This window comes from Chlamydia ibidis 10-1398/6 (assembly GCF_000454725.1).
GTDB lineage: Bacteria > Chlamydiota > Chlamydiia > Chlamydiales > Chlamydiaceae > Chlamydia > Chlamydia ibidis.
The window spans coordinates 67479-92755 of sequence record NZ_APJW01000002.1 but is presented as its reverse complement, the minus strand read 5'-3'; the positions used below and the strand labels follow the sequence as shown (position 1 = coordinate 92755).

Sequence of the window (25277 nt, the reverse complement as noted above, 5' to 3'; positions counted from 1 at the left end):
AAATTCTTCTCATAAGGTATTCTGAAAAAGATATTTTGAACCTCAAGAACATCTATTCCTGTTAAAAAGCAGGCAGAATATGCCCAAACACAGCCCAAAAAGAAATAAAGGGATGGAAAGCAATTGACCGATAGTTAAGAAACTAAACTCGCTTACCACATTGCCCTGATGCGTTTTCAAAAATTCTGCAAAAAAACGAATTATAGCAACTCCCATACAAGCAATAGATGTAGCGAACCCAGAACCAAGACGAAATATGCAATTATAACTTAAGACATACAGAACCGTTGATAATATAAAATACGCCACACCTTCGTATAACTGTACAGGATGAACAGGCACCCCTATAATTCCCTGCATTGGATTGGAGAAAATTATCCCCCAAGGCAGCGATGTAGGAGTCCCAACAATCTCTTGATTAATAAAATTCCCTATACGAATCAAAAAAGCTGTATACCCAAACACAGATGCACACAAATCTGTTAAGAAGAAAAATGTGAGGATCGGAATTCTTTTTGCATACGCATAGCTGAATATTATTGTCCATAAAAGCAACCCAGCTATTCCACCATGACTGGACAACCCACCGTGCCAAATTTTAATAATTTCCCAGGGGTGATCAAAATAAAATTTACCACCATAAAAAAGTACATAGGCAATCCTTGCTCCAGGGATGATAAAAAGAAGGGAATAAAGACCATAGTTTTCCAAGATTTCTAGAAACCTTGCCTTAGTACAACAATAGTTCTTAGATTCTTCATAAACATTAGAGGCAAGACGCAAACCAAAAGCGTAAGCCATCAAAACACCGACTGCAAAACAAACACCGTACCAAGATATATTAACATGCCACTTATCTGATGAGTATAAAATTTTTGAGTAGTCCCAACGTATCACGGATAACAGAAAGCACATTACATAAATCCAAAAATAGAAAAAAAATAAACTCCGGCTATAATGGTTACACCAAAATAAGACCAGAAGCAATGAAAAAACAGAAATTTTTTATTCAACTACCTGCAATTCTCTGGTTCATTCCAGGGTTCAAATTGTTGTTCAAAAGCACGTATACCATCATTGACCCAACATTTCCCATCCTTCTATTCATTCCCCTGACCATGGGAGCCTGGTTTCTCTCTACAATAAAGTATCGCTATTTTTTAAGTCGGTCAGTGCATGCACAAAAAATACTGTCCGAAAAGTTGGCACAAAAAAAACTCTCACTTTCTGAATACATAATGAAATCTTTCCTATCTAAACGGTGGGCGATTTTAATACTAATGATGAGTTTCTCAATTGTTCTAAAAAATTATATCCACTCGACTAGTGTAATGTTTCTCATACAGTCTACAATCGCATGTGCATTAATCCAAACTGCCATCGCCTACCTAAAAGAATCTCAAAAAATCCTCTCTTCTCTTCAACTATAGTTATGGAAATATTGCATACCGGAATTGACATTATAGAGATTAGTAGAATCCGTGCGGCCATAGAAAGACATGGGGTCAGAATGTTAAACCGTCTGTTTACTACGCAAGAACAAGACTACTGTTTTCAGTCTACGAATCCCTATCCTTCTTTAGCTGCTAGATATGCAGCCAAAGAAGCTGTTTCCAAAGCACTAGGGACTGGCATAGGGAAAAAGATTGGATGGAAGGATATTGAAATTATTAGAACAAATGGACAACCCGAAGTTCTTCTTAACAAAAAAATAAGAGAAGAACTTCAGGTAAAGAAAGTCTTGCTTTCCTTTAGCCATAGCAGAGAATACGCGACTGCAGTGGCTATAGTCTTAGCCCAAGAAACGTTCAGCGTCTAGAGCTGCCATGCACCCACTAGCCGCTGCTGTGATTGCTTGTCTGTAATACTTATCCTGCACGTCTCCTGCAGCAAATACTCCGGGAATTGAAGTTTTTGTACTCCCCTTTTCCGTAACGATATACCCATGAGAATCTAGTTCTAACTGTCCACCTAAAAAACTAACATTTGGTTGGTGACCAATAGCAAAAAATACTCCTGCAGCTTCTCGAGTTTCCACCTCATTTGTCAGATTGTTAACGATATCAACAGAACGCACCAAATTATCTCCTGAAATTTTTATAATCTCACTGTTCCACAAGAAGGAAATCTTCTCATTAGACTGGGCTTTTTTAATCATAACTTTGGAAGCTCTTAAGACATCCCGTCTATGGACAACGTAGACTCGGCTAGCATATCTCGTTAAAAATATTGCCTCCTCCAATGCGGAATCACCCCCTCCAATCACATAGAGCTCTTTATTTCTGAAAATGGGAGAAGCTCCATCACAGACAGCGCAGGCAGTAACACCTTTTTGCCAAAATTCATCGTCCCCAGATCCAGGAATTGTTAAACGTTTGGCAGAAGCTCCTGTAGCAATAATGCAAGCATCACAGGTATATTTTTCTTCGTTAGATATAAGTACAAAAGGGTGTACACCAAAATCAACCGAAGTAATATCTTTGGGAATCACATGCGTTCCGAAACGGACGGCCTGAGATTTCATGTTTTCCATTAATTCTTGGCCAAAGATTCCTTGAGAAAACCCAGGAAAATTCTCTACCTCAGTAGTAGTCATCAATTGTCCTCCGGCAATTCCAGAAAAAAAACCCTCAAATAGAACGGGATGTAAAAGTGCTCTTGCAGCATAAATCGCAGCAGTATAACCTGCAGGGCCAGAGCCGATAATTACCACTTTAGAGTGAGTCATTTATCCTTACCTTGTTTTGATGATTTTTACGATAAAATCTAAAGCAAATAAAAAAATTTTAAGCAACAAATAGAACGAAAAATCTGCCGCAAGGGAGATCTTGCCTTTTTTAAGGTTTATATTTACACTGTCTTTTTTGACTTTGTAGTTTTTAGGAGAATAACAATAAATGCCAAAACAATCTGAATACACTTGGGGATCCAAAAAAATTCTTGATAATATAGATTGCCTCTCGGAAGACGTAGCTGAGTTCAAAGATCTTCTCTATTCAGCTCATGGAATTACTTCAAGCGATGAGGAACCTACTAGTGAGATACAACCTGGCGCCATCCTAAAAGGTACTGTAGTTGATATCAATAATGACTTTGTGGTCGTTGATGTTGGTCTGAAATCTGAAGGGGTTATACCTATGTCAGAGTTTATTGACTCTTCCGAGGGTTTAGTTCTTGGTGCTGAGGTAGAGGTTTACTTAGATCAAACTGAGGACGAAGAAGGCAAAGTTGTTTTATCCAGAGAAAAGGCTACTCGCCAGAGACAGTGGGAATATATTTTAGCCCATTGTGAAGAAGGGTCGATCGTTAAAGGTCAAATTACACGCAAAGTCAAAGGTGGACTTATTGTTGATATTGGGATGGAGGCTTTCCTTCCTGGCTCTCAAATTGACAATAAAAAAATCAAAAATCTTGATGATTACGTCGGAAAAGTTTGTGAATTTAAGATTCTAAAAATTAATACTGAGCGGCGTAACGTTGTTGTTTCGAGAAGAGAGTTGTTGGAAGCAGAACGAATCTCGAAAAAAGCTGAATTGATCGAGCAAATTTCTATCGGCGAATATCGTAAAGGTATTGTTAAAAATATTACAGACTTCGGTGTGTTCTTAGATCTCGACGGTATTGACGGTCTTCTTCATATCACAGATATGACATGGAAAAGAATTCGCCACCCTTCTGAAATGGTAGAACTTAATCAAGAACTTGAAGTTATTATTCTAAGTGTTGACAAAGAGAAAGGTCGGGTAGCTCTGGGTCTGAAACAGAAAGAACACAACCCTTGGGAAGATATTGAGAAAAAATACCCTCCAGGGAAACGCGTAACAGGCAAAATTGTAAAACTGCTTCCTTACGGAGCATTTATCGAGATTGAAGAAGGTATAGAAGGCTTAATTCACGTTTCTGAGATGTCTTGGGTTAAAAATGTTGTTGACCCTAGTGAAGTTGTAAACAAAGGTGATGAGGTCGAAGCTATCGTTTTGTCAATCCAGAAAGACGAAGGCAAGATTTCTTTGGGCTTAAAACAAACAGAACGAAATCCTTGGGACAATATTGAAGAAAAATATCCTATTGGATTGCATGTTCACGCTGAGATTAAAAATTTAACCAACTATGGTGCTTTTGTAGAGCTTGAACCGGGAATTGAAGGGCTGATACATATTTCTGATATGAGTTGGATAAAAAAGGTTTCTCACCCTTCTGAATTATTCAAAAAAGGCAGCACAGTTGAAGCAGTAATTCTTTCTGTAGATAAAGAGAGCAAAAAAATTACCCTAGGTGTTAAACAATTGAGTTCTAATCCTTGGGACGAAATCGAAGCGATGTTCCCAGCAGGCAGCATCATTTCTGGGGTCGTAACTAAAATCACTGCGTTTGGCGCTTTTGTAGAGCTGCAAAACGGGATTGAAGGCTTAATTCACGTGTCAGAACTCTCTGATAAGCCGTTTGCCAAAATTGAAGATATTATCTCCATAGGAGACACGGTTTCGGCAAAGGTGATTAAATTAGATCCTGAACATAAAAAAGTCTCCCTTTCTGTTAAGGAATGCATGAACGAAGGTCATACTTCCGAGTATAAGGAACCAACTTTGGGTGATCTAGATTTTGAAGGCATCATGAATTCAGACAGCAGGAAGAAAGGAAAGTAATATTAACAATAAAAGCGATTGTCGGTTGGGCTTTTGTTTTTCAACGTAAGCCCAATCTCACTCAACACTCTGTCCGTTTCCTTATTTACAAGAGGAGTATATGAATAAAGATCTTGTAGCTATTTTTGACTACATGGAGAAAGAAAAAGGCATTCAGCGTGCTACAATTGTAGGCGCCATTGAATCCGCCTTAAAAATTGCGGCTAAAAAAACGTTGCGAGACGATGCTAACGTTTCGGTGAATGTTAATTCCAAAACTGGAGACATTGAGGTCTTTTGTGAGAAGGAAATTGTAGAAGAGTGTCATAACCCAAGTAAGGAAATCCCTCTAGACAAGGCAAGAGAATATGATCCCGATTGTCAAGTTGGACAATATATGGATGTACCCTTTGTTTCTGAACATTTTGGGAGAATTGCGGCTCATGCTGCCAGACAAATTATTGGACAGAAGCTGCGGCATGCAGAGCGAGATGTTATCTACGAAGAATACCGCTATAGGTTAAACGAGATCATCTCTGGAGTGATTAAACGCTTTTCTAAGGGCTCTAATCTGATTGTTGATTTAGGGAAAGTCGAAGCTCTACTTCCTGCAAGGTTTTATCCTAAGACTGAAAAGCATAAAATTGGTGATAAAATCTACGCACTTCTGTATGAAGTTCAGGAGACTGAGACGGGAGGTGCAGAGGTTATTCTTAGTCGAAGTCACCCTGAGTTCGTCAAGCAATTATTTTTCCAAGAAGTTCCGGAATTAGAAGAAGGTTCGGTGGAAATTGTTAAAATTGCACGAGAGGCGGGTTATAGAACAAAGGTGGCTGTTACTTCGTCTGATCCTAAGATAGATCCTGTTGGCGCCTTTGTAGGAATGAGAGGTTCTCGAGTTAAGAATATTATTCGGGAATTAAATGATGAAAAAATAGACATTGTCAACTACTCTCCTTCTGTGACAGAGTTGTTGCAGAACCTTCTTTATCCTATAGAAATCCAAAAAATTGCGATCTTAGAGGATGACAAGGTTATAGCTATAGTTGTTCATGACACAGACTACGCTACGGTTATTGGTAAGCGTGGAATCAACGCTCGTCTCATCAGCCAAATTTTGGAATATGAACTCGAAGTTCAGCGTATGAGTGAGTACAATAAATTGTTGGAGATCCAGCGATTACAATTAGCAGAATTTGATAATCCAAGGTTGGATCAGCCTCTAGATGTAGAAGGCATCAGCAAGTTAGTGATTCAAAACCTTGAGCACGCAGGATACGACACTATCAGAAAAGTGTTGTTAGCTAGCGCCAACGATCTGGCTGCTGTTCCTGGAATCAGTTTAGAGCTTGCTTACAAGATCCTCGAGCAAGTCAGCAAATATGGAGAAGGCAAAATTGACGAAAAACCTAAAATTGAAGATTAAGAACGCTCAATTAACAAAAGCTGCTGGTTTAGATAAGCTTAAACAAAAGTTAGCTCAAGCAGGATCTTCAGAAACGAAAAGTTCCTCAGAAAAGCCTTCTGCTAAAGCTCCAGCAAAAGAGAAAGCTGTAAAAAAGGCAGTTGTTTCGACTAGTGCAGTTGCTCCTAGTGAACCTGTTTCTACGGATTCATCTCTTCGTAGGATTAGGGCGAAAAACCGCTCTTCTTTCGTGTCTGAGGAGCAGGAGTCTTCCACTTTAATCACTCCCACTCCTGAGCTAGAATCGGGATCAATCTCTCCTTCTGCAGAAGAAAGTGAAAGTCTCGAATTAAAAGAAAGCACTAATGACTCTGTTGAAAATACAGCGTCCGCGCTTGTGGATGACGAAATCGTATTAGATTTAGAACCAGAATCTCAGACGATTTCGCAGCCAGCTGTACCTCCGCCGCCGCCTCTCCCTGAAAAACCTAAAGAGCCTAGATCTGTTGTGTCGATTAAATCAAAGTTTGGGCCTACTGGTAAACACATTAATCATTTGCTAGCAAAAACCTTCAAGGCTCCTGATAAGCAAGAAAAAAGTGTTGCTAAGGAACGTCAACCCTCCTCTCCCAATAAGCCAGCAAACTCTCAGGGATCAGCAGAAAGCGTCGGGCATAAACAACACTCTCCTAATAGCAATAATCGTCCATCCTCTCCTGTCTTTCATCGTAAAGATTCTTCAAAAAAATCTGGTTCTGATTTTCGAGATCGTTCTAAAAAATCTGAAGAAAATCTTAGAGCTTTTACTGGGAGAGATCGCTACGGTCTGAATGATGGTAACGAAGATGAGAAATGGCGCAAGAAACGTGTCCAAAAAGTAAAGAAACACTATGATGAACACACCATTCAACGCCCTACCCACATTAAAGTTCCTTTGCCAATCACGGTGAAAGATCTTGCCGCTGAGATGAAGTTGAAGGCATCTGAGTTGATACAGAAAATGTTCATTCATGGCATGACATACGTAGTCAACGATATTCTGGATAATGAGACAATCGTTCAATTTATTGGTCTTGAGTTCGGTTGTACGATTGATATCGACTCTTCTGAACAAGATAAACTTTGCATTGAAAGCAATACTGTCAAAGAAGAAATACAGGCCACGGATCCTGATAAACTAGTCACTCGATCCCCTATTGTTGCCTTCATGGGACACGTTGACCATGGAAAGACTACACTTATTGATGCTCTAAGAAAGAGTAATACAGCAGCTACAGAGGCTGGTGCAATTACACAACATATGGGGGCATTTTGTTGCTCTACTCCAGTCGGAGACATTACTATTCTAGACACTCCTGGTCACGAAGCATTTTCTGCAATGAGGGCGAGGGGAGCAGAAGTTTGCGATATTGTAGTTTTAGTTGTAGCTGGTGATGAGGGTATAAAAGAACAAACCATAGAAGCTGTTGAACACGCTCGTTCTGCAAATATTACGATTGTAGTTGCGATTAATAAGTCTGATAAACCCAATTTTAACGTTGAGACAATCTATCGACAGCTTTCAGAAATTAATCTTTTACCGGAAGCTTGGGGTGGCACTACAGTGACCATCAATACTTCAGCAAAAACTGGAGAAGGGTTACCCGAACTTCTAGAAATGCTAGCGTTACAAGCTGAAGTTCTAGAACTTAAAGCTGACCCTTCAGCTCGCGCTCGCGGTCTAGTTATTGAGTCAGAACTACATAAAGGGCTGGGCGCTGTTGCTACCATTTTGGTTCAAAACGGAACCCTACATCTTGGAGAAGCTTTAGTCTTTAATGACTGTTATGGTAAAGTAAAAACTATGCATAATGAGCATAACCAATTAATGCAAGAAGCAGCTCCCTCAACTCCTGTATTAATCACTGGACTATCAAGTATCCCGAAGGCTGGCGATTCCTTTGTCGTTGTCAAAAACGAGAAAACCGCGAAAGAAATTATTGAAGCTAGGGTGGCTGGTCAGCAACGTTTTGCTTTGCTACAGAAGAAACGTCCTAACTTCGATGCAATGCTCCAAAATAAGAAAACCCTAAAGCTCATCATCAAAGCCGACGTTCAGGGTTCTATTGAAGCTTTGGCAAGTTCTATTCTCAATATAGTTTCAACGAAGGTAAGTGCTGAGGTTCTTTCCAGTGGAGTGGGAGAAATATCTGAATCAGATATACGTTTGGCGGCTGCCTCAAAAGCAGTGGTCATTGGTTTTCATACTGGAATTGAGAGCCATGCAGAATCTTTGATTAAAAATTTGGGAGTTAAAGTTGAGCTATTTAATATCATCTATCATGCAGTAGATGCCATTAAGGAGATGATGACTTCCCTATTAGATCCTATTGCTGAGGAAAGAAATCTTGGAAGTGCTGAGATTAAAGAAACATTTAAATCTTCTCAGTTAGGAGTAATCTATGGTTGCTTAGTAATCGAAGGCTCTATGACCAGAAATCAAAAAGTACGGGTTATACGTAATAAAGAAGTTGTTTGGAAAGGTAACCTATCCTCTCTAAAACGTATCAAAGAAGACGTGAGAGAAGTGAAGAAGGGCTTGGAATGCGGTATATTGTTGGAAGGGTATCATCAAGGTCAAGTAGGTGATATTTTGCAATGCTATGAGGTAATTTATCATCCACAAAAACTTTAAAGTATTATGACAGAAAACAGACGCATAAAGAAAGTTAACTCCCTGCTTCGTGAAGCCATTGCGGACGTCATCTTAAAAGATGTCAAGCATCCTAAGATTTCTAACCGCTGGATCACCGTGACTAGAGTGGTTTTGTCCAAAGATTTACATTTAGCACGTGTATATGTCTCCATTATGCCTCATGAGAACAGTCAAGAGGAAACTTTAGATGCTTTAAAAGCTTCGTCTGGATATATCGCTTGCAAAGCGTCTAAGGGGGTAGTTTTGAAGTACTTCCCTGAGCTTGTTTTTTATTTGGAAGATATTTTTTCTCCTCAAGACCATATAGAAAGCTTACTTTTGAAGATTCGTGAACAAGATAAGAACTGATATAGTCTAGGTTCTTCTTAAAGTTGAATATCAATGATATCACTATGGAAGTTGCAACAGAACTTAAAGAAGGCATTCTTCTTGTAGATAAGCCGCAAGGAAGGACGTCTTTTAGTCTCATTCGTGCGTTAACACGTCTTATTCGTGTTAAAAAGATTGGTCATGCGGGTACTCTAGACCCCTTTGCTACGGGTGTCATGGTCATGTTGATTGGTAGAAAATTTACTCGATTATCTGATGTTTTGTTGTTTGAAGATAAAGAGTACGCAGCAGTAGCTCATCTCGGCACTACGACAGATTCATATGATTGTGATGGGAAGATTGTAGGAAGATCTAAAAAGATTCCTACTCTTGACGAAATCTTGAAAGCTGCAGAGTATTTTCAAGGAGAGATTCAGCAAGTTCCTCCCATGTTTTCAGCAAAAAAAGTTCATGGCAAGAAATTATATGAGTATGCTCGTCAAGGACTCACTATAGAACGACGTTGTTCTACTGTTCAAGTCAGTTTACAAATTACTAATTATCAATATCCTCTCCTTCATTTTTCTGTGCAATGTAGTAAAGGTACTTATATTCGTAGCATTGCCCATGAATTAGGTAATATGTTGGGTTGTGGAGCCTATTTAGAAGAGCTACGTCGTTTACGTAGTGGAACTTTTTGTATAGATCAATGTATAAGTGGGTGTCTGTTGGACCGACCGGATTTTGATATATCTCCTCACCTCCGAGATGCAAATGGAAATATCCTATAGCTTATCGTCCCCTAATTATGTAATTGACTCGGTAACTATAGGTTTTTTTGACGGCTGTCATTTAGGACATAGGCGCCTGCTGTCTCGTCTTTCGTCTTATGAAGGGAAAAGCGGGGTTATCACTTTTGATATTCATCCCCAAACATTACTATCCTCTTCTTCCCCTATGTTAATTACCACAATCAAAGAGAAACTTGCTATTTTTGCAAATTTGTCTGTTGATCATACGTTTGTTCTCCCTTTCACTAGAGAATTTGCTAATCAATCGGCTGAAGAATTCCTTTCGTTAATACATAATACACTGCGTTGTAAACGCCTAATACTAGGATATGACTCGCGTTTTGGCAAAGATGGTTTAGGCAATATAACAAGCCTATGCCCCCTAGCGACGATATTAAATATAGAATTAATGAAAATCCCCCCATATTATGTAGACGGTGAAATCGTTTCTAGTAAGAAAATTAGAGAATTTCTGTCCCGAGGAGATCTAGTGAAGGCTAATGCTTTCTTAGGCTACCCTTATCAATATTCAGGAGAGGTAATACAAGGGAAACGTATAGGAAGGTGCTTAGGAGTTCCTACTATTAATATTCAGCAACAATCAGCTCTCTTGCCTCATGGGGTATATGCTTGTGAAGTTGTCCACAAAGCAACATACTATCAAGGTATAATGAACCTGGGATTAGCGCCGACCGTACAACGGGAAGGATTAGTTCTAGAAGCCCACTTATTTGAATTTTCTGGCAATTTATACGGAGAAAGAGTCACCGTTATTCCAAGGAAATTTATAAGAGCAGAACAAACTTTCGCCTCAAAAGAATCTCTAAAACAGGCTATGCTCAAAGATACTAAAGTAGCAAAATCGTTCTTTAACTCTCCTAGTTATGTAAAAACAGTATGATATCGCCATCTTGAACGATGTAATCCCTACCTTCTGACCGCAACTTCCCTGCCTCGCGGACTCCTAATCGTCCCTGATGAGCTATCATATCCTCAAGAGTAATAACTTCAGCTCGAATAAATCCCTTCTGTATATCAGAATGAATTTGACCTGCAGCTTCTGCTGCTGTAGAACCTGTAGGAATAGTCCACGCTCTAGTTTCTTGAGGCCCAGTAGTAAAGTAGGAAATCAATCCTAAAGTATTATAAGCAGAACAAACCAATCTATTCAGTCCTGATTCTTCTAAACCTAGACTAATAAGAAAATCATGTCTTTCGTCTTCTGGTAAAGACATGATTTCTTCCTCTATTTGTACGCATATAGGAACTACTTGAGCTCTTTCCTTTTCTGCTATTCGACGAACTATAGATACATAAGCATTATCATCACTTCCTATGGAACTTTCGCTGATATTTGCTACATACAGCATAGGCTTTGATGTTAGTAAAGGATAAGGTTTTAGAAGAGTCTTTTCTTCAAGAGATAAATTTAATGTACGTACTGGCTGCTCTTTTTCTAAGTGAGCTATTACCTTATCCAAAGTAAGCAGAACTTGTCCTTCTTCCTTCTTACCTTTTGATAATTTTGATAACTTACTGTAAATACTTGTCGCTGAGGAAAAATCAGAGAAAATCAACTCAAGATTTATCACATTGATATCCTCTTCAGGATCTATCTTACCAGATACATGCGTAATGTCATCATTTTCAAAACAACGAACTACGTGAGCAATAGCATGCGTTTCTCGAATATGCGATAGAAAACGATTGCCTAGCCCTGCTCCATCCGATGCTCCTTTGACCAAACCAGCAATATCGACGAACTTCATATCAGCATAGATGACTTTCTGACTATGGCTAATCTTAGCTAATGTATCTAAACGGTCGTCTATAACAGGAACAATCCCGATGTTAGGATCAATAGTGCAAAAAGGATAATTACAAGACGCAACTTGAGCTCCTGTAAGCGCATTAAACAACCCAGACTTGCCTACATTAGGCAGCCCTACAATCCCACACTCCGTATGTGCCATACATCCCTTGTCACTAACTAATTTCTTTTACTCTCAGATTTTCAAAATTAGGCTCCCGCAAGCACGAACCTTTTTAATTCGCGCCCACGGGAGTTGCAGTACCAGAAAACCCCAGGAACAGTCTGAAAGCTCCCAGTGACTTCAGTGTGATCACGAGAGAGTCTATGGCCACCTAGTTTTCTTGTCTAGCAATTTTTTTAATCGCAAAATTGAACAGATACCTGGAAAGTAAACTATCTCTGCAATTACTGAGTTCTCAGTTTTATCATACTTCATTATCAATAGTCTAGGCTTCTCTCTTGAGAAAAACACCTTTATGGAGTAATTTCCAGTTTATTCCGGTTTAATGCTATTTACTTTGGCCAAACGATGGGTGAAAAAACAGAAAAGGCAACGCCTAAACGTCTAAGAGACGCTAGAAAAAAAGGCCAGGTAGCAAAATCCCAAGATTTTCCCTCTGCCGTTACTTTCATCGTATCGATGTTTATGGCGTTTTCTCTATCCTCGTTTTTTTTTAAGCATTTAGGAAGTTTTTTGGTGTCTATTTTTAAGGAGGCCCCCCTAAATCATGATCCTAGGGTTACTCTATATTACCTTCATAACTGTTTAATTTTAATCTTAACTACGTCTCTTCCTTTGCTAGGCGCCGTAGGATTTGTAGGGATTATTGTTGGTTTTCTAGTAGTTGGCCCAACATTTTCTACAGAGGTTTTTAAGCCGGATTTAAAGAAATTTAACCCTATTGATAATCTAAAACAAAAATTTAAAATTAAAACACTCATTGAACTTCTGAAGTCAGTATTCAAAATTTTTGGTGCCGCGCTCATCTTGTATATTACGATAAAAAATCGAGTTCCTCTCATTATAGAAACAGCCGGAGCATCTCCTCTAACTACTGCCATTATCTTTAAGCAGGTACTTTATAAAGCAGTAACATCTATAGGCATTTTTTTCTTAGTTGTTGCTGTTCTAGACCTAGTGTATCAAAGACACAACTTTGCTAAAGAATTAAAAATGGAAAAGTTTGAGGTTAAACAAGAATTCAAAGATACAGAAGGTAACCCAGAAATTAAAGGACGTCGGCGTCAGATTGCTCAAGAAATTGCTTATGAAGACCCCTCTTCTCAAATCAAACACGCGAGTGCTGTCGTTTCGAACCCAAAAGATATTGCAGTAGCTATCGGCTACATGCCTGAGAAATATAAAGCTCCTTGGATTATTGCGATGGGAATTAATTTAAGAGCAAAACGGATCTTACAAGAAGCTGAAAGATATGGTATTCCGATTATGAGGAATGTTCCTTTAGCTCATCAACTTTGGGATGAAGGAAAAGAGTTGAAGTTTATTCCAGAATCAACGTATGAAGCTATTGGAGAAATCCTTCTCTACATCACTTCCCTGAACGCGCAAAATCCTGACAATAAAAATATTAACCAACCCGATACTCTATAATGAACAAGCTACTTAATTTCGTTAGTAGAACCTTTGGAGGAGATGCAGCTCTAAACATGATCAATAGATCAAGTGATCTCCTCCTAGCTTTGTGGATGATTGGCGTGGTCTTGATGATCATTTTGCCTCTTCCCCCTGCTATTGTTGACTTAATGATTACTATTAACTTAGCAGTATCTGTCTTCCTGCTAATGGTAGCCTTATACATCCCTAGTGCGTTACAATTATCGGTTTTCCCTTCATTGTTGCTAATCACAACAATGTTCCGGTTGGGTATTAATATTTCCTCTTCGAGGCAAATCTTACTCAAAGCATACGCAGGCCATGTCATCCAAGCATTTGGAGACTTCGTAGTTGGAGGTAACTATGTGGTCGGATTCATCATCTTTTTGATCATTACTATCATTCAGTTTATCGTGGTTACCAAAGGTGCTGAGCGTGTCGCCGAAGTTGCTGCGCGTTTCCGGTTAGATGCTATGCCTGGTAAGCAAATGGCAATCGACGCAGATTTACGTGCGGGAATGATTGATGCTCAACAAGCTCGTGACAAACGCGCAATGATCCAAAAGGAAAGTGAACTTTATGGAGCCATGGACGGTGCTATGAAGTTCATTAAAGGGGACGTTATCGCAGGGATTGTGATTTCTTTGATCAATATTGTAGGCGGGCTCACAATTGGAGTAGCCATGCATGGCATGGACTTAGCACAAGCTGCCCACGTTTACACCCTATTATCCATTGGAGACGGTTTAGTATCTCAAATCCCGTCACTACTAATCTCATTAACTGCTGGTATCGTCACAACACGTGTATCAAGCGATAAGAATACCAATCTGGGTAAAGAAATTACTTCGCAGTTAGTTAAAGAACCTAGGGCCTTACTACTAGCAGCAGCAGCAACTTTAGGCGTGGGTTTCTTCAAAGGATTCCCTTTATGGTCATTTGCTATCCTAGCTGTTCTATTCGCCACTCTAGGCCTTATCCTTTTAGCTAAGAAGAATAGTGGTAGCAAACAAGGAGCATCAGCATCAACAACTGTTGGCGCAGCTGGAGATAGTGCTGCTATGGCTGGAGATAATCCTGATGACTACTCCTTGACACTCCCAGTTATTTTAGAGCTAGGGAAAGATCTATCTAAGCTAATCCAGATACGCACAAAATCTGGTCAAAGCTTTATTGATGATATGATCCCTAAAATGCGTCAAGCTCTCTACCAAGACATAGGCATTCGCTATCCGGGTATTCATGTGCGCACTGATTCTCCTTCACTAGAAGGATATGATTATATGATTCTTCTAAATGAAGTTCCGTATGTACGTGGTAAAATTCCTCCACATCACGTCCTTACTAATGAGGTAGAAGATAATCTTGCAAGATATAACTTGCCCTTCATTACTTATAAAAACGCTGCTGGTCTGCCCTCAGCTTGGGTCAGTGATGATGCTAAAACTATTTTGGAAAAAGCTGCCATCAAATACTGGACCCCTTTAGAAGTAATTATCTTACACTTATCTTACTTCTTCCATAGAAATTCTCAAGAGTTCCTAGGAATTCAAGAAGTTCGCTCTATGATAGAATTTATGGAACGGTCCTTCCCTGATTTGGTGAAAGAAGTTACACGTCTGATCCCGCTACAAAAACTAACAGAAATTTTCAAACGCTTAGTTCAAGAGCAAATTTCTATCAAAGATTTGAGAACAATCCTAGAATCTCTTAGCGAATGGGCACAAACTGAAAAAGATACTGTCCTATTAACAGAGTATGTGCGTTCCTCCTTGAAGTTATATATTAGCTTTAAATTTTCACAGGGACAATCTGCCATTTCTGTTTATTTATTAGATCCAGAAATTGAGGAGATGATTCGGGGTGCTATTAAACAAACTTCTGCTGGCTCCTATCTTGCATTAGATCCCGATTCCGTAAATCTAATCTTAAAATCTATGAGAAATACAATTACGCCAACACCTCCTGGAGGACAACCTCCAGTCTTATTGACAGCAATTGACGTAAGACGATATGTAAGGAAATTGATAGAAACTGAGTTCCCTGACATCGCTGTGATTTCTTATCAGGAAATACTTCCGGAAATTCGAATCCAGCCATTAGGAAGAATTCAAATTTTCTAGAGGTTCTTTATTTCTTTTAGAGAGGGTATATGTCTGCATCTGGTGGAGCTGGTGGCTTAGGTGGGGCGCAGTCCGTCAATGTTGCCCAAGTTCAAGCAGCTGCAGCGAAAGCAGATGCCCAAGAAGTAGTCGCAAGCCAAGAGCAATCTGATATCAGTATGATTAAAGATTCCCAGGATTTAGCAAATCCAGCTGCAGCTACAAGAACTAGAAAAAAAGAAGATAAGTTTAAAACATTAGAGTCTCGTAAAAAATCTGCAACATCGAAATCTGATAAAAAAACAGAAACTACTGGAGATAAGCAAGACGCAGATCTTGCTGACAAATATACAGAAAATAATGCGGAAATTTCTGCGCAAGATTTACGCAGCCTTCGTGATTCTCTGAGAGACGATTCGTCCAGTGATGATATATTGGATCTCGTACAGTCAAAGTTTTCAGATCCTACTTTACAAAGTATTGCTCTTGACTATTTGGTTCAAACTACGCCGTCTTCTCAAGGAGCTCTTAAAGATGCTTTAATACAGGCTAGAGAACAGCATACTACACAGAATCGACAAGCTGTAGTAGGAGGACGCAATATTCTGTTTGCTTCTCAGGAATATGCTGAAGCTTTAAATATTTCTGCTCCAGGACTTAGAGAACTTTATCTCAACGTTACTTCAGATTTCCATTCCTGTGAACAATTACTAAACATGTTGCAGACCAGCTATACTTTTTCAGAAATGAGTACAATCTCATCATTTCTACTGAAAGGTATGGCTGCCGATCTAAAGTCTGAAGGTAGTTCTGTTCCGGCACCTAAACTACAAGTTATGATGTCCGAAACAAGGAACCTGCAAGCTGTTATTTCCTCATACCATTTCTTTGAAGATCAACTACCTCATATGATAAGTTCCTTAAAATCTGAAGGTGCTGCTTATCCAGAAGAGTTAAAGTTTGACAAGGTTGCTGATACATTTCATAAGATTATAAATGACAAGTTTCCAACTGCTTCAAAGATAGAGCGCACCTGTAGAGAACTTATTGGTGATGATGTCGATTCTTTAACCTCGGTTCTTAATTTATTCTTTAGAGCTTTACGAGGCACCTCATCACGATTATTCGGCTCAGCAGATAAGCGTCAGCAGTTAGGAACTATGTTTGCTAATGCTCTTGACTCAGTTAACATTAACAATGAGGATTATCCGAAAGCTACGGATTTCCCTAAACCATATCCTTGGTCATAAACAGCCCTATGCAAAATCAATTCGAACAACTTCTGGAATCGTTAGGCTCTTTATTACATACTTCGTTATCTCCAGATAAGAATCATGCTTGCCTAATTCGTTTTAGTGATTCTCAAGTGCCCGTACAATTGGAAGAAGATGGTAGTACTGGGAACCTGGCTGTTGGAACGATCTTAGGCCTTCTTCCTGATAACGTATTTAGAGAAAGGATATTTAAGGCTGCTTTATCCGTGAATGCTTCCCCTCAGTCAAATATTAAAGGTATACTAGGTTATGGGGAGATATCACAACAACTGTTCTTATCAGACATTCTTGATATGAATTATCTCGATGGAGATAAGTTATTCCAGTATCTTACTTTATTTTCACTACATGCAAAAATTTGGATGCAAGCTTTAGAAACTGGCAATCTTCCAGATTTACATGTCTTGGGAATGTACCACCTCTAGGTGATCTTTACAGTATAGCCTTTCAACCTAGTATTAGGGCACCATATGACCTCTCTATCTAAGGCTTTACGTTATATTCAAGATTCACCAGCTAGACACGCTTGGCAAACAGTGGGTATTCTTCCAAAACATGGAATATGCGTTCCCTTATTTTCACTCCATACAGAAAACAGTTGTGGAATTGGGGAATTTTTAGACCTTATTCCACTAATCGAATGGTGTAAACAACACAAGTTCCAGATTATCCAGTTGCTCCCCCTAAACGATACTGGAGAAGATACTAGCCCATATAATAGCATATCCTCTGTAGCTTTAAACCCCATGCATTTATCGCTAACTGCTCTTCCTTATGTTCAAGATGTGTCTTATGCGAATATTAAACTTAAGCGCATGCAACAGCTATGTAGTCTGCCCTATGTACATTATCATGCAGTTAAAACAGCGAAATGGGATTTCCTGCGTAGTTACTATCGCTTGGCAAAAGCACGAAAATTAAATTATGAACAGTTTGAAATTTTTAAAGAAAAAGAGAGATATTGGCTAGCACCTTATTGCCTTTTTCGAACTATCAAAGCTCGTCTCCACGGAGCCCCAATTAACACTTGGCCCACACACTTTACAGATATAAATAATTTCGCGCAGTTGCAAGAACGATTCTCTGAAGATACCACATTTTTTGCATATTTACAGTACCTGTGCTTCGAACAAATGATTCAGGTAAGAAAATGTGCAGATTCAGAAAAAATATTGCTGATGGGTGACTTACCTATCTTAATTAGTAAAGATAGTTGTGACGTATGGTATCACAGAAGTTTTTTTTGTTCTTCTAACTCTGTAGGAGCACCTCCGGACTTATACAACCATGCAGGACAAAATTGGCACCTACCTGTGTATAACAGAGATAACCTAGCGAAAGATAGTTATAAATGGTGGAAATCTAGACTAAGATATGCTGAAAACTTTTATTCTTTATACCGGATTGATCATATTGTAGGGTTATTTCGTCTTTGGATATGGGATAAGAAAGGTAACGGCAGATTTGATCCAGAACATCCCAAGGATTACCTACCACAGGGTATAGATCTGCTATCACAGTTGCTTCGTTCTTCAAGAATGCTTCCTATAGGGGAAGATTTAGGTAGTATTCCTGATGATATTAAAAAAAATTTAGAGCAACTAGCGGTATGCGGGACACGCATCCCTAGATGGGAACGTAGATGGTCTGAAGACGGTGGCTTTATTCCAATGGACCAATATTCTCCCCTATCTGTTACTGCTCTATCCACGCATGATTCTGATACTCTATCTCTATGGTGGCGTCATTCTCCCTCTGAGGCTCGGCTTTTTGCAAAATTTTTAGATATACCATTCTCCCATACGCTGTCTGCAGAACATCAAGCCTATATTCTCCAGTGTTCGCACCATTCTTCTTCAATATTTCATATTAACTTATTAAACGATTACTTAGCCATGTGCCCAGACTTAGTCTCTAAGGATCTCAAATATGAAAGAATTAATTTACCAGGAAAGGTATCAAAAAATAATTGGGTATATAGAGTAAAGCCCTCTTTAAAGGAAATGGCAAAACATGAGGCTCTTAACACATATATTAATTATATTCTTTCCAATAGCTAATTCCCCCTAAATATTATCATAGCAATGCTCGATTAATCTCTTAATTTTTATTAAAGTTTACATGTTTTTTTAAGAAAAGTTCTTCCCCATATATCAGAAAAGGTCTACTATGGGGTGTTTTCAACTGTTATTGTCTTATTTTTCGTAATAACGACGAAATTAATGTAGGAAAATCATGTCAAGAAAGTGTGCACTTACTGGAAAAAGGCCTCGTCGTGGCTATAGCTATACAATCCGAGGTATTGCAAAGAAGAAGAAAGGGATTGGCTTGAAAGTCACAGGAAAAACTAAAAGACGTTTTCTTCCTAATATGATCACTAAAAGATTGTGGTCTTCAGAAGAGAAGCGATTCCTCAAGCTTAAGATTTCCGCTTCAGCCCTACGCCTTATTGATAAACTCGGTTTAGAGAAGGTTGTAGCGCAAGCAAAAAGCAAAGGCCTCTAATTAATCTTAGAAAGGGGAATATCTATGTCCTATCTGAGACGTTTTATTTCCCTTTTTCGTTCTCAAAAAGATCTTATTGATATCTATGCTCCTGTTGATCCTCATTTAGAATTGGCAGAGGTTCATCGTCGAGTAATCGATGGTGGTGGTCCGGCTTTGTTGTTTCATAACGTTCTAGGGTCCCCTTTTCCAGTTATTACAAATCTTTTTGGAACAAAGAAGCGTATTGATTTTTTATTTGCTCAGGCTCCCAATAATTTAATACAGCGCGTTGTCGAAATATTAAATTCCCCTCCCAAGCCGTCTCTGTTCTGGAAAAATCGAGATATCCTACGTAGGAGCTTATCTTTGGGATTGAAAAGATCTCGGTTTTCTTCTTTTCCTTTTCAATCTATGGAAACTGTTGATCTAAACCGTCTTCCCATGCTTACGAGTTGGCCAGAAGATGGAGGAGCATTCTTGACCCTTCCTTTAGTGTACACAGAATCTCCAAATACGCATTCTCCTAACCTTGGCATGTATCGCATGCAAAGGTTTGATAATGAAACTCTGGGATTACATTTCCAAATCCATAAAGGCGGAGGTATGCATCTCTACGAAGCAGAACAATCCTCTCAAAACCTCCCTGTGACAGTTTCTCTTTCGGGGAATCCTTTTTTGATACTATCTGCTATAGCTCCACTGCCTGAAAATATTTCAGAAATGCTTTTTTGTTCTTTTCTACAAGGTCACAAACTGAAATATAGAAAAGATCCCCACACCTTTCATCCCCTCCTGTATGACGCTGAATTTATCCTTACAGGAGAGACTCTATCACAACAACGTAAACCAGAAGGCCCATTCGGAGATCATTTTGGATATTATAGTTTACAACACGACTTTCCGATATTTAAATGTAAAAAAATCTATTATAAAAAAGACGCAATTTATCCTGCTACTGTTGTGGGAAAGCCTTATCAAGAAGATTTTTACCTAGGACAAAAGTTACAGGAGTATCTTGCTCCTTTATTTCCAATTGTGCTTCCTGGGGTTTTGGATTTAAAAAGCTATGGTGAGACCGGGTTCCATGCACTCGCCTCAGCCGTTGTTAAAGAACGATATTGGAAAGAATCACTAACGACAGCGTTAGCAATTTTAGGAGCAGGACAACTGTCTCTGACTAAATATCTTCTGATCACAGATCAAGCAGTAGACTTAAATAAGATTTCTGATGTTTTAGAGACAATTTTATCTCGTATGCAACCTAGTCGTGATTTAATCATCTTTTCAGATACGTCACAGGATACTCTTGATTATACAGGAACCTCTCTAAATAAAGGTTCTAAAGCAATTCTTATGGGAGTAGGGAAACAAATTCGCACCCTGCCTCACAGATATATAGGAGGGCATCTTCCTGGCATTTCTGACATAGAAATGTATTGCAAGGGCTGTTTAGTTTTAGAAACAAGCCTGAAAAAATTAAATACCCATGATCTCCTGACTCAACCATCTCTCACCAAATGGCCTCTTGTTATACTCACAGATAACTTAAAAGAGACATTAGCCAGCGATAAAGATTTTCTATGGCGTGTATTTACTAGATCCGCACCAGCTACAGATCTTCACGTTCTATTTTCCGAATTTACACAGCATCGACCACATTATAGATTCCCTATTATCCTCAACTCCTTAATGAAGCCCAGCTATCCTAAAACAGTAGAGCCAGATCCGGATACCGTTAAAAAAGTATCTTCCAGGTGGTCGGAATATTTTAAGAATAAGTGAACGATTATTCCATAACAAATCTCACTCATTAAAAAGGCTCAACTGTGTCTGCTGTTGTTTCATTACCATGGAATTCTTCCAGTCCATTAAGCTCTCCCGAGAAAGAAACAATCTCTAATTTCTTTGATACTAGCCAAGAAAATATAACAGAAATTTTGTGCGATAGCATAAGCAAAGCTCAAAATAAGTTATTCCTGAGGGTTTTTTGTCTCAGTTGTCCTAAAATTATTTCAGCCATCAATGAACAATGCCAAAAATCTTTAGACACAACAATATATTGCGAGCATATAGGACATTTTGAGGGAATTAAAAATAGAAAAAACGTTCTTCTTGTCCATACAGAAGAACGGAAACACTCCATCATGCATGAAAAATGGATGGGAATCGATCGCAAACTAGTATTTGTGGGATCTGCAAACTTTTCAAGGACTTCCTTGGAGGAAAGCCTAAACCTCATTGTCACAATATATAGTGAGCAATTCTATAATGCCATTAGTCAAAAGACCTACGCATCCATAATTATAAATCACCAAAGTTTAACATACTTCCCTTTACCTAAACACAGTGATAACGGAATTAATAAAATTATTCATTGTATAAATTCTGCAAGAAAATCAATAAAAATCGCCATGTTTAATTTATCCCATAGGGCGATATTGTCTACGCTAACTTCTAAATGTTCAGAAGGATTAGAAGTAAAAATTGTTATAGATCATTCTAAAATCAAGGAAGCGAATGATGCGCTGAGTAAAATTGCAAATAGTTCGTACTTAAATGTTATGTCCCATAAATCTAACAAATGCATGCATCATAAATTTGCTTTAATCGACGCAAGTATATTCATTTTTGGATCTGTAAATTGGACAACACGTGGGCTTACTAGAAATAGTGAAAATTTGATAATCATAGAAGATCTAAGACAAGAACAATTAAAAAAAATAGAAAACATCTGGGAGAAATTATCTAACAAAGATTTGATTAAAAACATTCCATCAAATAAAAGTTAGAATTAATAAGATTTTTTAAAATGAAAAAAACGGTGAACAATTTTAAATTAAAAAACAGATTGTTTCTTATTTTAGGAACAATAATTTTATTTGGGATTTTTACCCATAACCCTTCGGGAAACACATTCCAGGATTTTTTATGTTCAGAAGAGCCCATCATCTTTTCTAATCAATGCAATGATGACCTTACTTCCGTTATTTGTAACGCTATAGATTCTGCTGATCAAGAAATATTCTTACGCATATATCGCCTTACTACTCCTAGAATTGTTGACCATTTAGCTAATCAAGCAAAAAATCAAAAGAAATTATCTATTCACTACGAAAAAATATCACCAATTGAATCCTTATCCTCCTTAGAAGATGTTCATCTTGTCCATTACAAAAACTCAAAAACTAACACTATGCACCACAAAGTGTTATCTATTGATAAGAAGTACGGATTTTTAGGATCAGCAAATTATACATCTGCATCTTTAAATCAAGACGTAAATATGATCATTGGGGTTAAAAGCAGTGAATTATGCCGTCACATCAAAGAAGAATCATCAGGAACATTTACTGTAAATAACCAGCGTGCTGAATATTTCTCACTACCTAAAGATAGTCTAGCGGCGATCAATGCATTAAAGCATAGAATTCGGTCTGCAAAAACATCAATAAAAGTAGCTATGTTTGCTCTAACCTATTTTCCAATTATTAAAGAATTAGAAGAGGCTAAAAAACGTAATGTTAGCGTGCAAGTGTGTATAGATAAAGATTATACTGACTTAACTCTTAAACAACTATCTCGTCTAGAAAACCCGAAAATGGTTATTAAATATAAAACTACCAAATATCGATTACATCATAAATTCGCAATTATTGATGATAGCACGTTAATCATGGGATCTGTTAATTGGTCAGAACGAGGTCTTCATATCAATGACGAAGATTTGCTAATCCTCGATAATTTGACTAAAAAACAAAGAAAGACTCTTCATAAAATCTGGGAAGACATAGTAAAACAGACTACAGAATTGAAACCCGATAATAATAAAACGCCGTTTGAAATGATAATACCTAGAAAAGAGGCAGCTTAATCACTGTCCCTATTGCAAAACAGTATCGAGGCCATATCTAGTATCCCCTTATTTCTTGCAATAACCCAAGCCTCTGCAGCATCAGCAATAGCCTGAGCTGCGGAGGATTTTATTCTAATCAAACGCTTGGTATTACTATCTTTAAGCTTAATCTCTCTTTTTTTTCTTTGATCATCGAAATCTATGGGATATGTTTTTTGTAATAGATCAAAATCAATTTCTAAATTTTTAAGTTGTGAAAGAAGAACACTAGCTTGTTTACGATTCAAGATCTTATATCGATGTTGTTTTTTCTTTTTTTCTTGTTCTCTATCAGCTATGGCTATCAATGCCAAACGCATAGCCTCGTTCCTAGCAATCTCTTCGGATACCTTATCCAATAGAGACAAGTTGCGCTCCTTAGGATCTTGAGCAACTCCTTGAGCAACTACGGAACCGTAGGCATCAAAAGGTAGTATACGCATACCCGTTCCTCCTAATTTAGATCCTTAGATTTTCCTTCCTTATCTTCCTGAATAAATGACTTTCCTCCTTTTTTATTAGGATTCTGGCCACCAAAAAAGTTATCACCACTCCCAGAATTACTTCCTGCGTCATTATGTACGTCAGCAGCACCGGGTTTTCCTTGAATTCCTAATCTCGAAGACGAAGCAAAAACTTTAGGCGGATTGAATATTAGAGGAGGATCTATGGCTACGTTACGATATTGGTAGATAAGAGGATCTGGAGGAGCTCCTGGTCCCTTATGCTTTTGTAAATCTATTTTGTATTCCTCATTAGATTTAGGGAGAGGAGCTAAAAGAGACACCCCTTGGTGAGATAAAAACATGTATGATGAACTAATGGTATCTGATCCCGCCGAAATCGCTGACGCATCATACTTTGGTAACGGACTCTTTTCCGGAACTAAAGAAAAATTTTGGCTTATATTTTCACGTGAACGAAACTGTGTAGAAGATTGGATTTGTTTAGTATTTGTAAATACATCCGTTCCTATTTCCTTAGGGAATCTATACTCATTCTCTGTTCGTTCACTACCTACTGAATAATTGACCCTCTTTATATCTTCATTGTAATTTGGAGAAAACACCGTACTTGGATCACTGCTTTCTATACCAACTGCTTTATGAGTTTTTTTAGGAACAGATTGGATAATAGTTCCCGAAATTTTAGGAGCTGGAAATTGTGTAACAGAACCTCCAGACCATATACTCTGACCAGAACCTAAATAAATAGTTCCGTAAGTATTTGAGGAAACTATACTCTCCATCATTTTAGCTATTGCCATTTGATCTTTCAGAAGATCGTCCCGACTTTCTTTTTTCTCAGCTTCTCTGGCGGACTCCTCTAAAATACCAGATCCTTCATGAATAGCTTCTTCTTTATTTGCATCTTTAGATTCTGATGACTTAACACCCTTTAATCTAGAGACACTCATATCAGTGCTAGAGTGTTCATGTTCCAAATCGGATAAATCAACCATACCTTCGTTTTCTATCCCTGATGCTCTACGCAATAAAGACGAAGTTTCTGCATTTGGATCGAGTAAAGTTGGCACCATTTCCCCTCCTAATCTCTCTATAGTCCATGCAGTTACAGTGGCATCTGTAATTGGGCTTATATCCTTACGTTGTCCTGAAAATGCAACAATAGAAGACAGTTGTGAAGAAGTTATAGGTGCAAGGGCTGTATCCTGATGTCGAGAAAAACTAGTAGAAGATAAATTTTCTAATTTTACATGTGCAATGCTTGAGGAACTACCTCCAAAACCTGAGGCATCCAAATAAAATCCCTGCATCTCCGGAGATATACGATTTCCCTTTTTTTTGACCATATCCATGGTACTAGGTAGCATAGACATCCCTTCTCCATTGTCCATAGCTCTTCTTGCTGAGACCCTAGATGCCCTTGTGCCAAATCCGGAAAGAAAACCTTGTAAACTTGCTCTAATTTTGCAAAATGCGCCTCTAAATTTAGATCTAGCAGATGTAGATGCTTGTGCTCTATCATATTTTCCTTTATTGATTGCCAAATCCGACTCATAATTAGCTAAAAGGCCCGAAGATGACTCAGCAACAGCCTCGTGTTTTTTCACGGATGTGCTACTTGTTTCTACGAATTCTGTCTTTCTAGAGTCTGATAACGCAGAAGCCTGCTTCTCGACAATCGCTGGGTCCCAATTGTTCAGGTTGGATGGTCCTATATTATTGTTTCCAGAGATAGACATGATATTCTATGCATTTTTTTTCAAACTAGATAACTAAATTTTAAAACAAAAAACAATTAATTA

21 protein-coding genes are annotated in these 25277 nt (G+C 38.3%); 16 read left to right on the top strand and 5 right to left on the bottom strand.

The window, feature by feature from the left end; genetic code table 11:
* Positions 1-42: 42 nt before the first annotated feature.
* Complete coding sequence (locus tag H359_RS02465) at positions 43-915, bottom strand: prolipoprotein diacylglyceryl transferase (RefSeq protein WP_020370092.1); 873 nt, start codon at positions 913-915, stop codon at positions 43-45.
* Between the two features lie 517 nt (positions 916-1432).
* On the opposite strand from H359_RS02465, the gene acpS reads away from it, so the two are divergent.
* The gene (acpS, locus tag H359_RS02455; protein WP_035391996.1) at positions 1433-1819 is read left to right on the top strand and encodes a holo-ACP synthase; all 387 of its coding nucleotides are present in this window, start codon (positions 1433-1435) and stop codon (positions 1817-1819) included.
* Here acpS and trxB read toward each other — a convergent pair.
* A complete protein-coding gene (trxB, locus tag H359_RS02450) occupies positions 1793-2728 on the bottom strand; it encodes a thioredoxin-disulfide reductase (RefSeq protein WP_020370089.1) in 936 nt (311 codons plus the stop codon). The genes acpS and trxB overlap by 27 nt on opposite strands.
* Before the next feature lie 169 nt (positions 2729-2897).
* Between trxB and rpsA the strand changes: the two genes are divergently transcribed.
* The 6 genes from rpsA (at position 2898) to H359_RS02420 (ending at position 10726) form a co-directional block, all read left to right on the top strand.
* Positions 2898-4646 carry a 30S ribosomal protein S1 gene (gene rpsA, locus H359_RS02445; RefSeq protein WP_020370087.1) on the top strand — a complete coding sequence of 583 codons (1749 nt, stop codon included), beginning with the start codon at positions 2898-2900 and terminating at the stop codon, positions 4644-4646.
* Between the two features lie 100 nt (positions 4647-4746).
* Positions 4747-6051, top strand: coding sequence for a transcription termination factor NusA (gene nusA / locus H359_RS02440; protein WP_020370086.1), 1305 nt, complete (start codon positions 4747-4749; stop codon positions 6049-6051).
* Positions 6008-8704, top strand: a complete 2697-nt coding sequence (infB, locus tag H359_RS02435; RefSeq protein WP_081031106.1) for a translation initiation factor IF-2 — start codon at positions 6008-6010, stop codon at positions 8702-8704. The genes nusA and infB overlap by 44 nt, the downstream gene beginning before the upstream one ends.
* Positions 8705-8710: 6 nt before the next feature.
* A complete protein-coding gene (gene rbfA, locus H359_RS02430; RefSeq protein ID WP_035391994.1) occupies positions 8711-9073 on the top strand; it encodes a 30S ribosome-binding factor RbfA in 363 nt (120 codons plus the stop codon).
* Positions 9074-9117: 44 nt separating this feature from the next.
* Positions 9118-9825, top strand: a complete 708-nt coding sequence (gene truB / locus H359_RS02425) for a tRNA pseudouridine(55) synthase TruB (RefSeq protein WP_020370083.1) — start codon at positions 9118-9120, stop codon at positions 9823-9825.
* A complete protein-coding gene (locus H359_RS02420) occupies positions 9809-10726 on the top strand; it encodes a bifunctional riboflavin kinase/FAD synthetase (RefSeq protein WP_020370082.1) in 918 nt (305 codons plus the stop codon). Before truB ends, H359_RS02420 begins: the two co-directional genes overlap by 17 nt.
* Here the strand turns inward: H359_RS02420 and ychF are convergent.
* Complete coding sequence (gene ychF / locus H359_RS02415) at positions 10704-11798, bottom strand: redox-regulated ATPase YchF (protein WP_020370081.1); 1095 nt, start codon at positions 11796-11798, stop codon at positions 10704-10706. The two genes, H359_RS02420 and ychF, sit on opposite strands and share 23 nt — an antisense overlap.
* Positions 11799-12167: 369 nt before the next feature.
* On the opposite strand from ychF, the gene sctU reads away from it, so the two are divergent.
* From sctU to H359_RS02370, 9 genes are all read left to right on the top strand, one after another.
* Positions 12168-13250, top strand: a complete 1083-nt coding sequence (gene sctU / locus H359_RS02410) for a type III secretion system export apparatus subunit SctU (RefSeq protein WP_020370079.1) — start codon at positions 12168-12170, stop codon at positions 13248-13250.
* Complete coding sequence (sctV, locus tag H359_RS02405) at positions 13250-15376, top strand: type III secretion system export apparatus subunit SctV (RefSeq protein ID WP_035391991.1); 2127 nt, start codon at positions 13250-13252, stop codon at positions 15374-15376. Before sctU ends, sctV begins: the two co-directional genes overlap by 1 nt.
* A gap of 29 nt (positions 15377-15405) precedes the next feature.
* A complete protein-coding gene (gene sctW / locus H359_RS02400) occupies positions 15406-16605 on the top strand; it encodes a type III secretion system gatekeeper subunit SctW (RefSeq protein ID WP_020370077.1) in 1200 nt (399 codons plus the stop codon).
* An 8-nt stretch (positions 16606-16613) separates the two neighbouring features.
* Positions 16614-17054: a CesT family type III secretion system chaperone gene (locus tag H359_RS02395; protein WP_020370076.1), complete on the top strand. Its 441-nt coding sequence runs from the start codon at positions 16614-16616 to the stop codon at positions 17052-17054.
* 45 nt (positions 17055-17099) lie between these two features.
* Positions 17100-18689, top strand: coding sequence for a 4-alpha-glucanotransferase (locus H359_RS02390; protein ID WP_020370075.1), 1590 nt, complete (start codon positions 17100-17102; stop codon positions 18687-18689).
* Between the two features lie 175 nt (positions 18690-18864).
* Positions 18865-19134: a 50S ribosomal protein L28 gene (gene rpmB, locus H359_RS02385; RefSeq protein WP_020370074.1), complete on the top strand. Its 270-nt coding sequence runs from the start codon at positions 18865-18867 to the stop codon at positions 19132-19134.
* A 24-nt stretch (positions 19135-19158) separates the two neighbouring features.
* On the top strand, positions 19159-20898 hold the full coding sequence (locus H359_RS02380; RefSeq protein WP_020370073.1) for a menaquinone biosynthesis decarboxylase: 1740 nt from the start codon (positions 19159-19161) through the stop codon (positions 20896-20898).
* A 44-nt stretch (positions 20899-20942) separates the two neighbouring features.
* The gene (locus H359_RS02375; protein ID WP_035391987.1) at positions 20943-21905 is read left to right on the top strand and encodes a phospholipase D-like domain-containing protein; all 963 of its coding nucleotides are present in this window, start codon (positions 20943-20945) and stop codon (positions 21903-21905) included.
* Positions 21906-21925: 20 nt separating this feature from the next.
* The gene (locus H359_RS02370; RefSeq protein ID WP_020370070.1) at positions 21926-22987 is read left to right on the top strand and encodes a phospholipase D-like domain-containing protein; all 1062 of its coding nucleotides are present in this window, start codon (positions 21926-21928) and stop codon (positions 22985-22987) included.
* On the opposite strand, the gene H359_RS02365 is transcribed toward H359_RS02370, so the two are convergent.
* Positions 22984-23451: a hypothetical protein gene (locus H359_RS02365; RefSeq protein WP_020370069.1), complete on the bottom strand. Its 468-nt coding sequence runs from the start codon at positions 23449-23451 to the stop codon at positions 22984-22986. The genes H359_RS02370 and H359_RS02365 overlap by 4 nt on opposite strands.
* 11 nt (positions 23452-23462) lie before the next feature.
* The gene (locus H359_RS02360; protein WP_020370068.1) at positions 23463-25214 is read right to left on the bottom strand and encodes a hypothetical protein; all 1752 of its coding nucleotides are present in this window, start codon (positions 25212-25214) and stop codon (positions 23463-23465) included.
* Positions 25215-25277 lie beyond the last annotated feature (63 nt).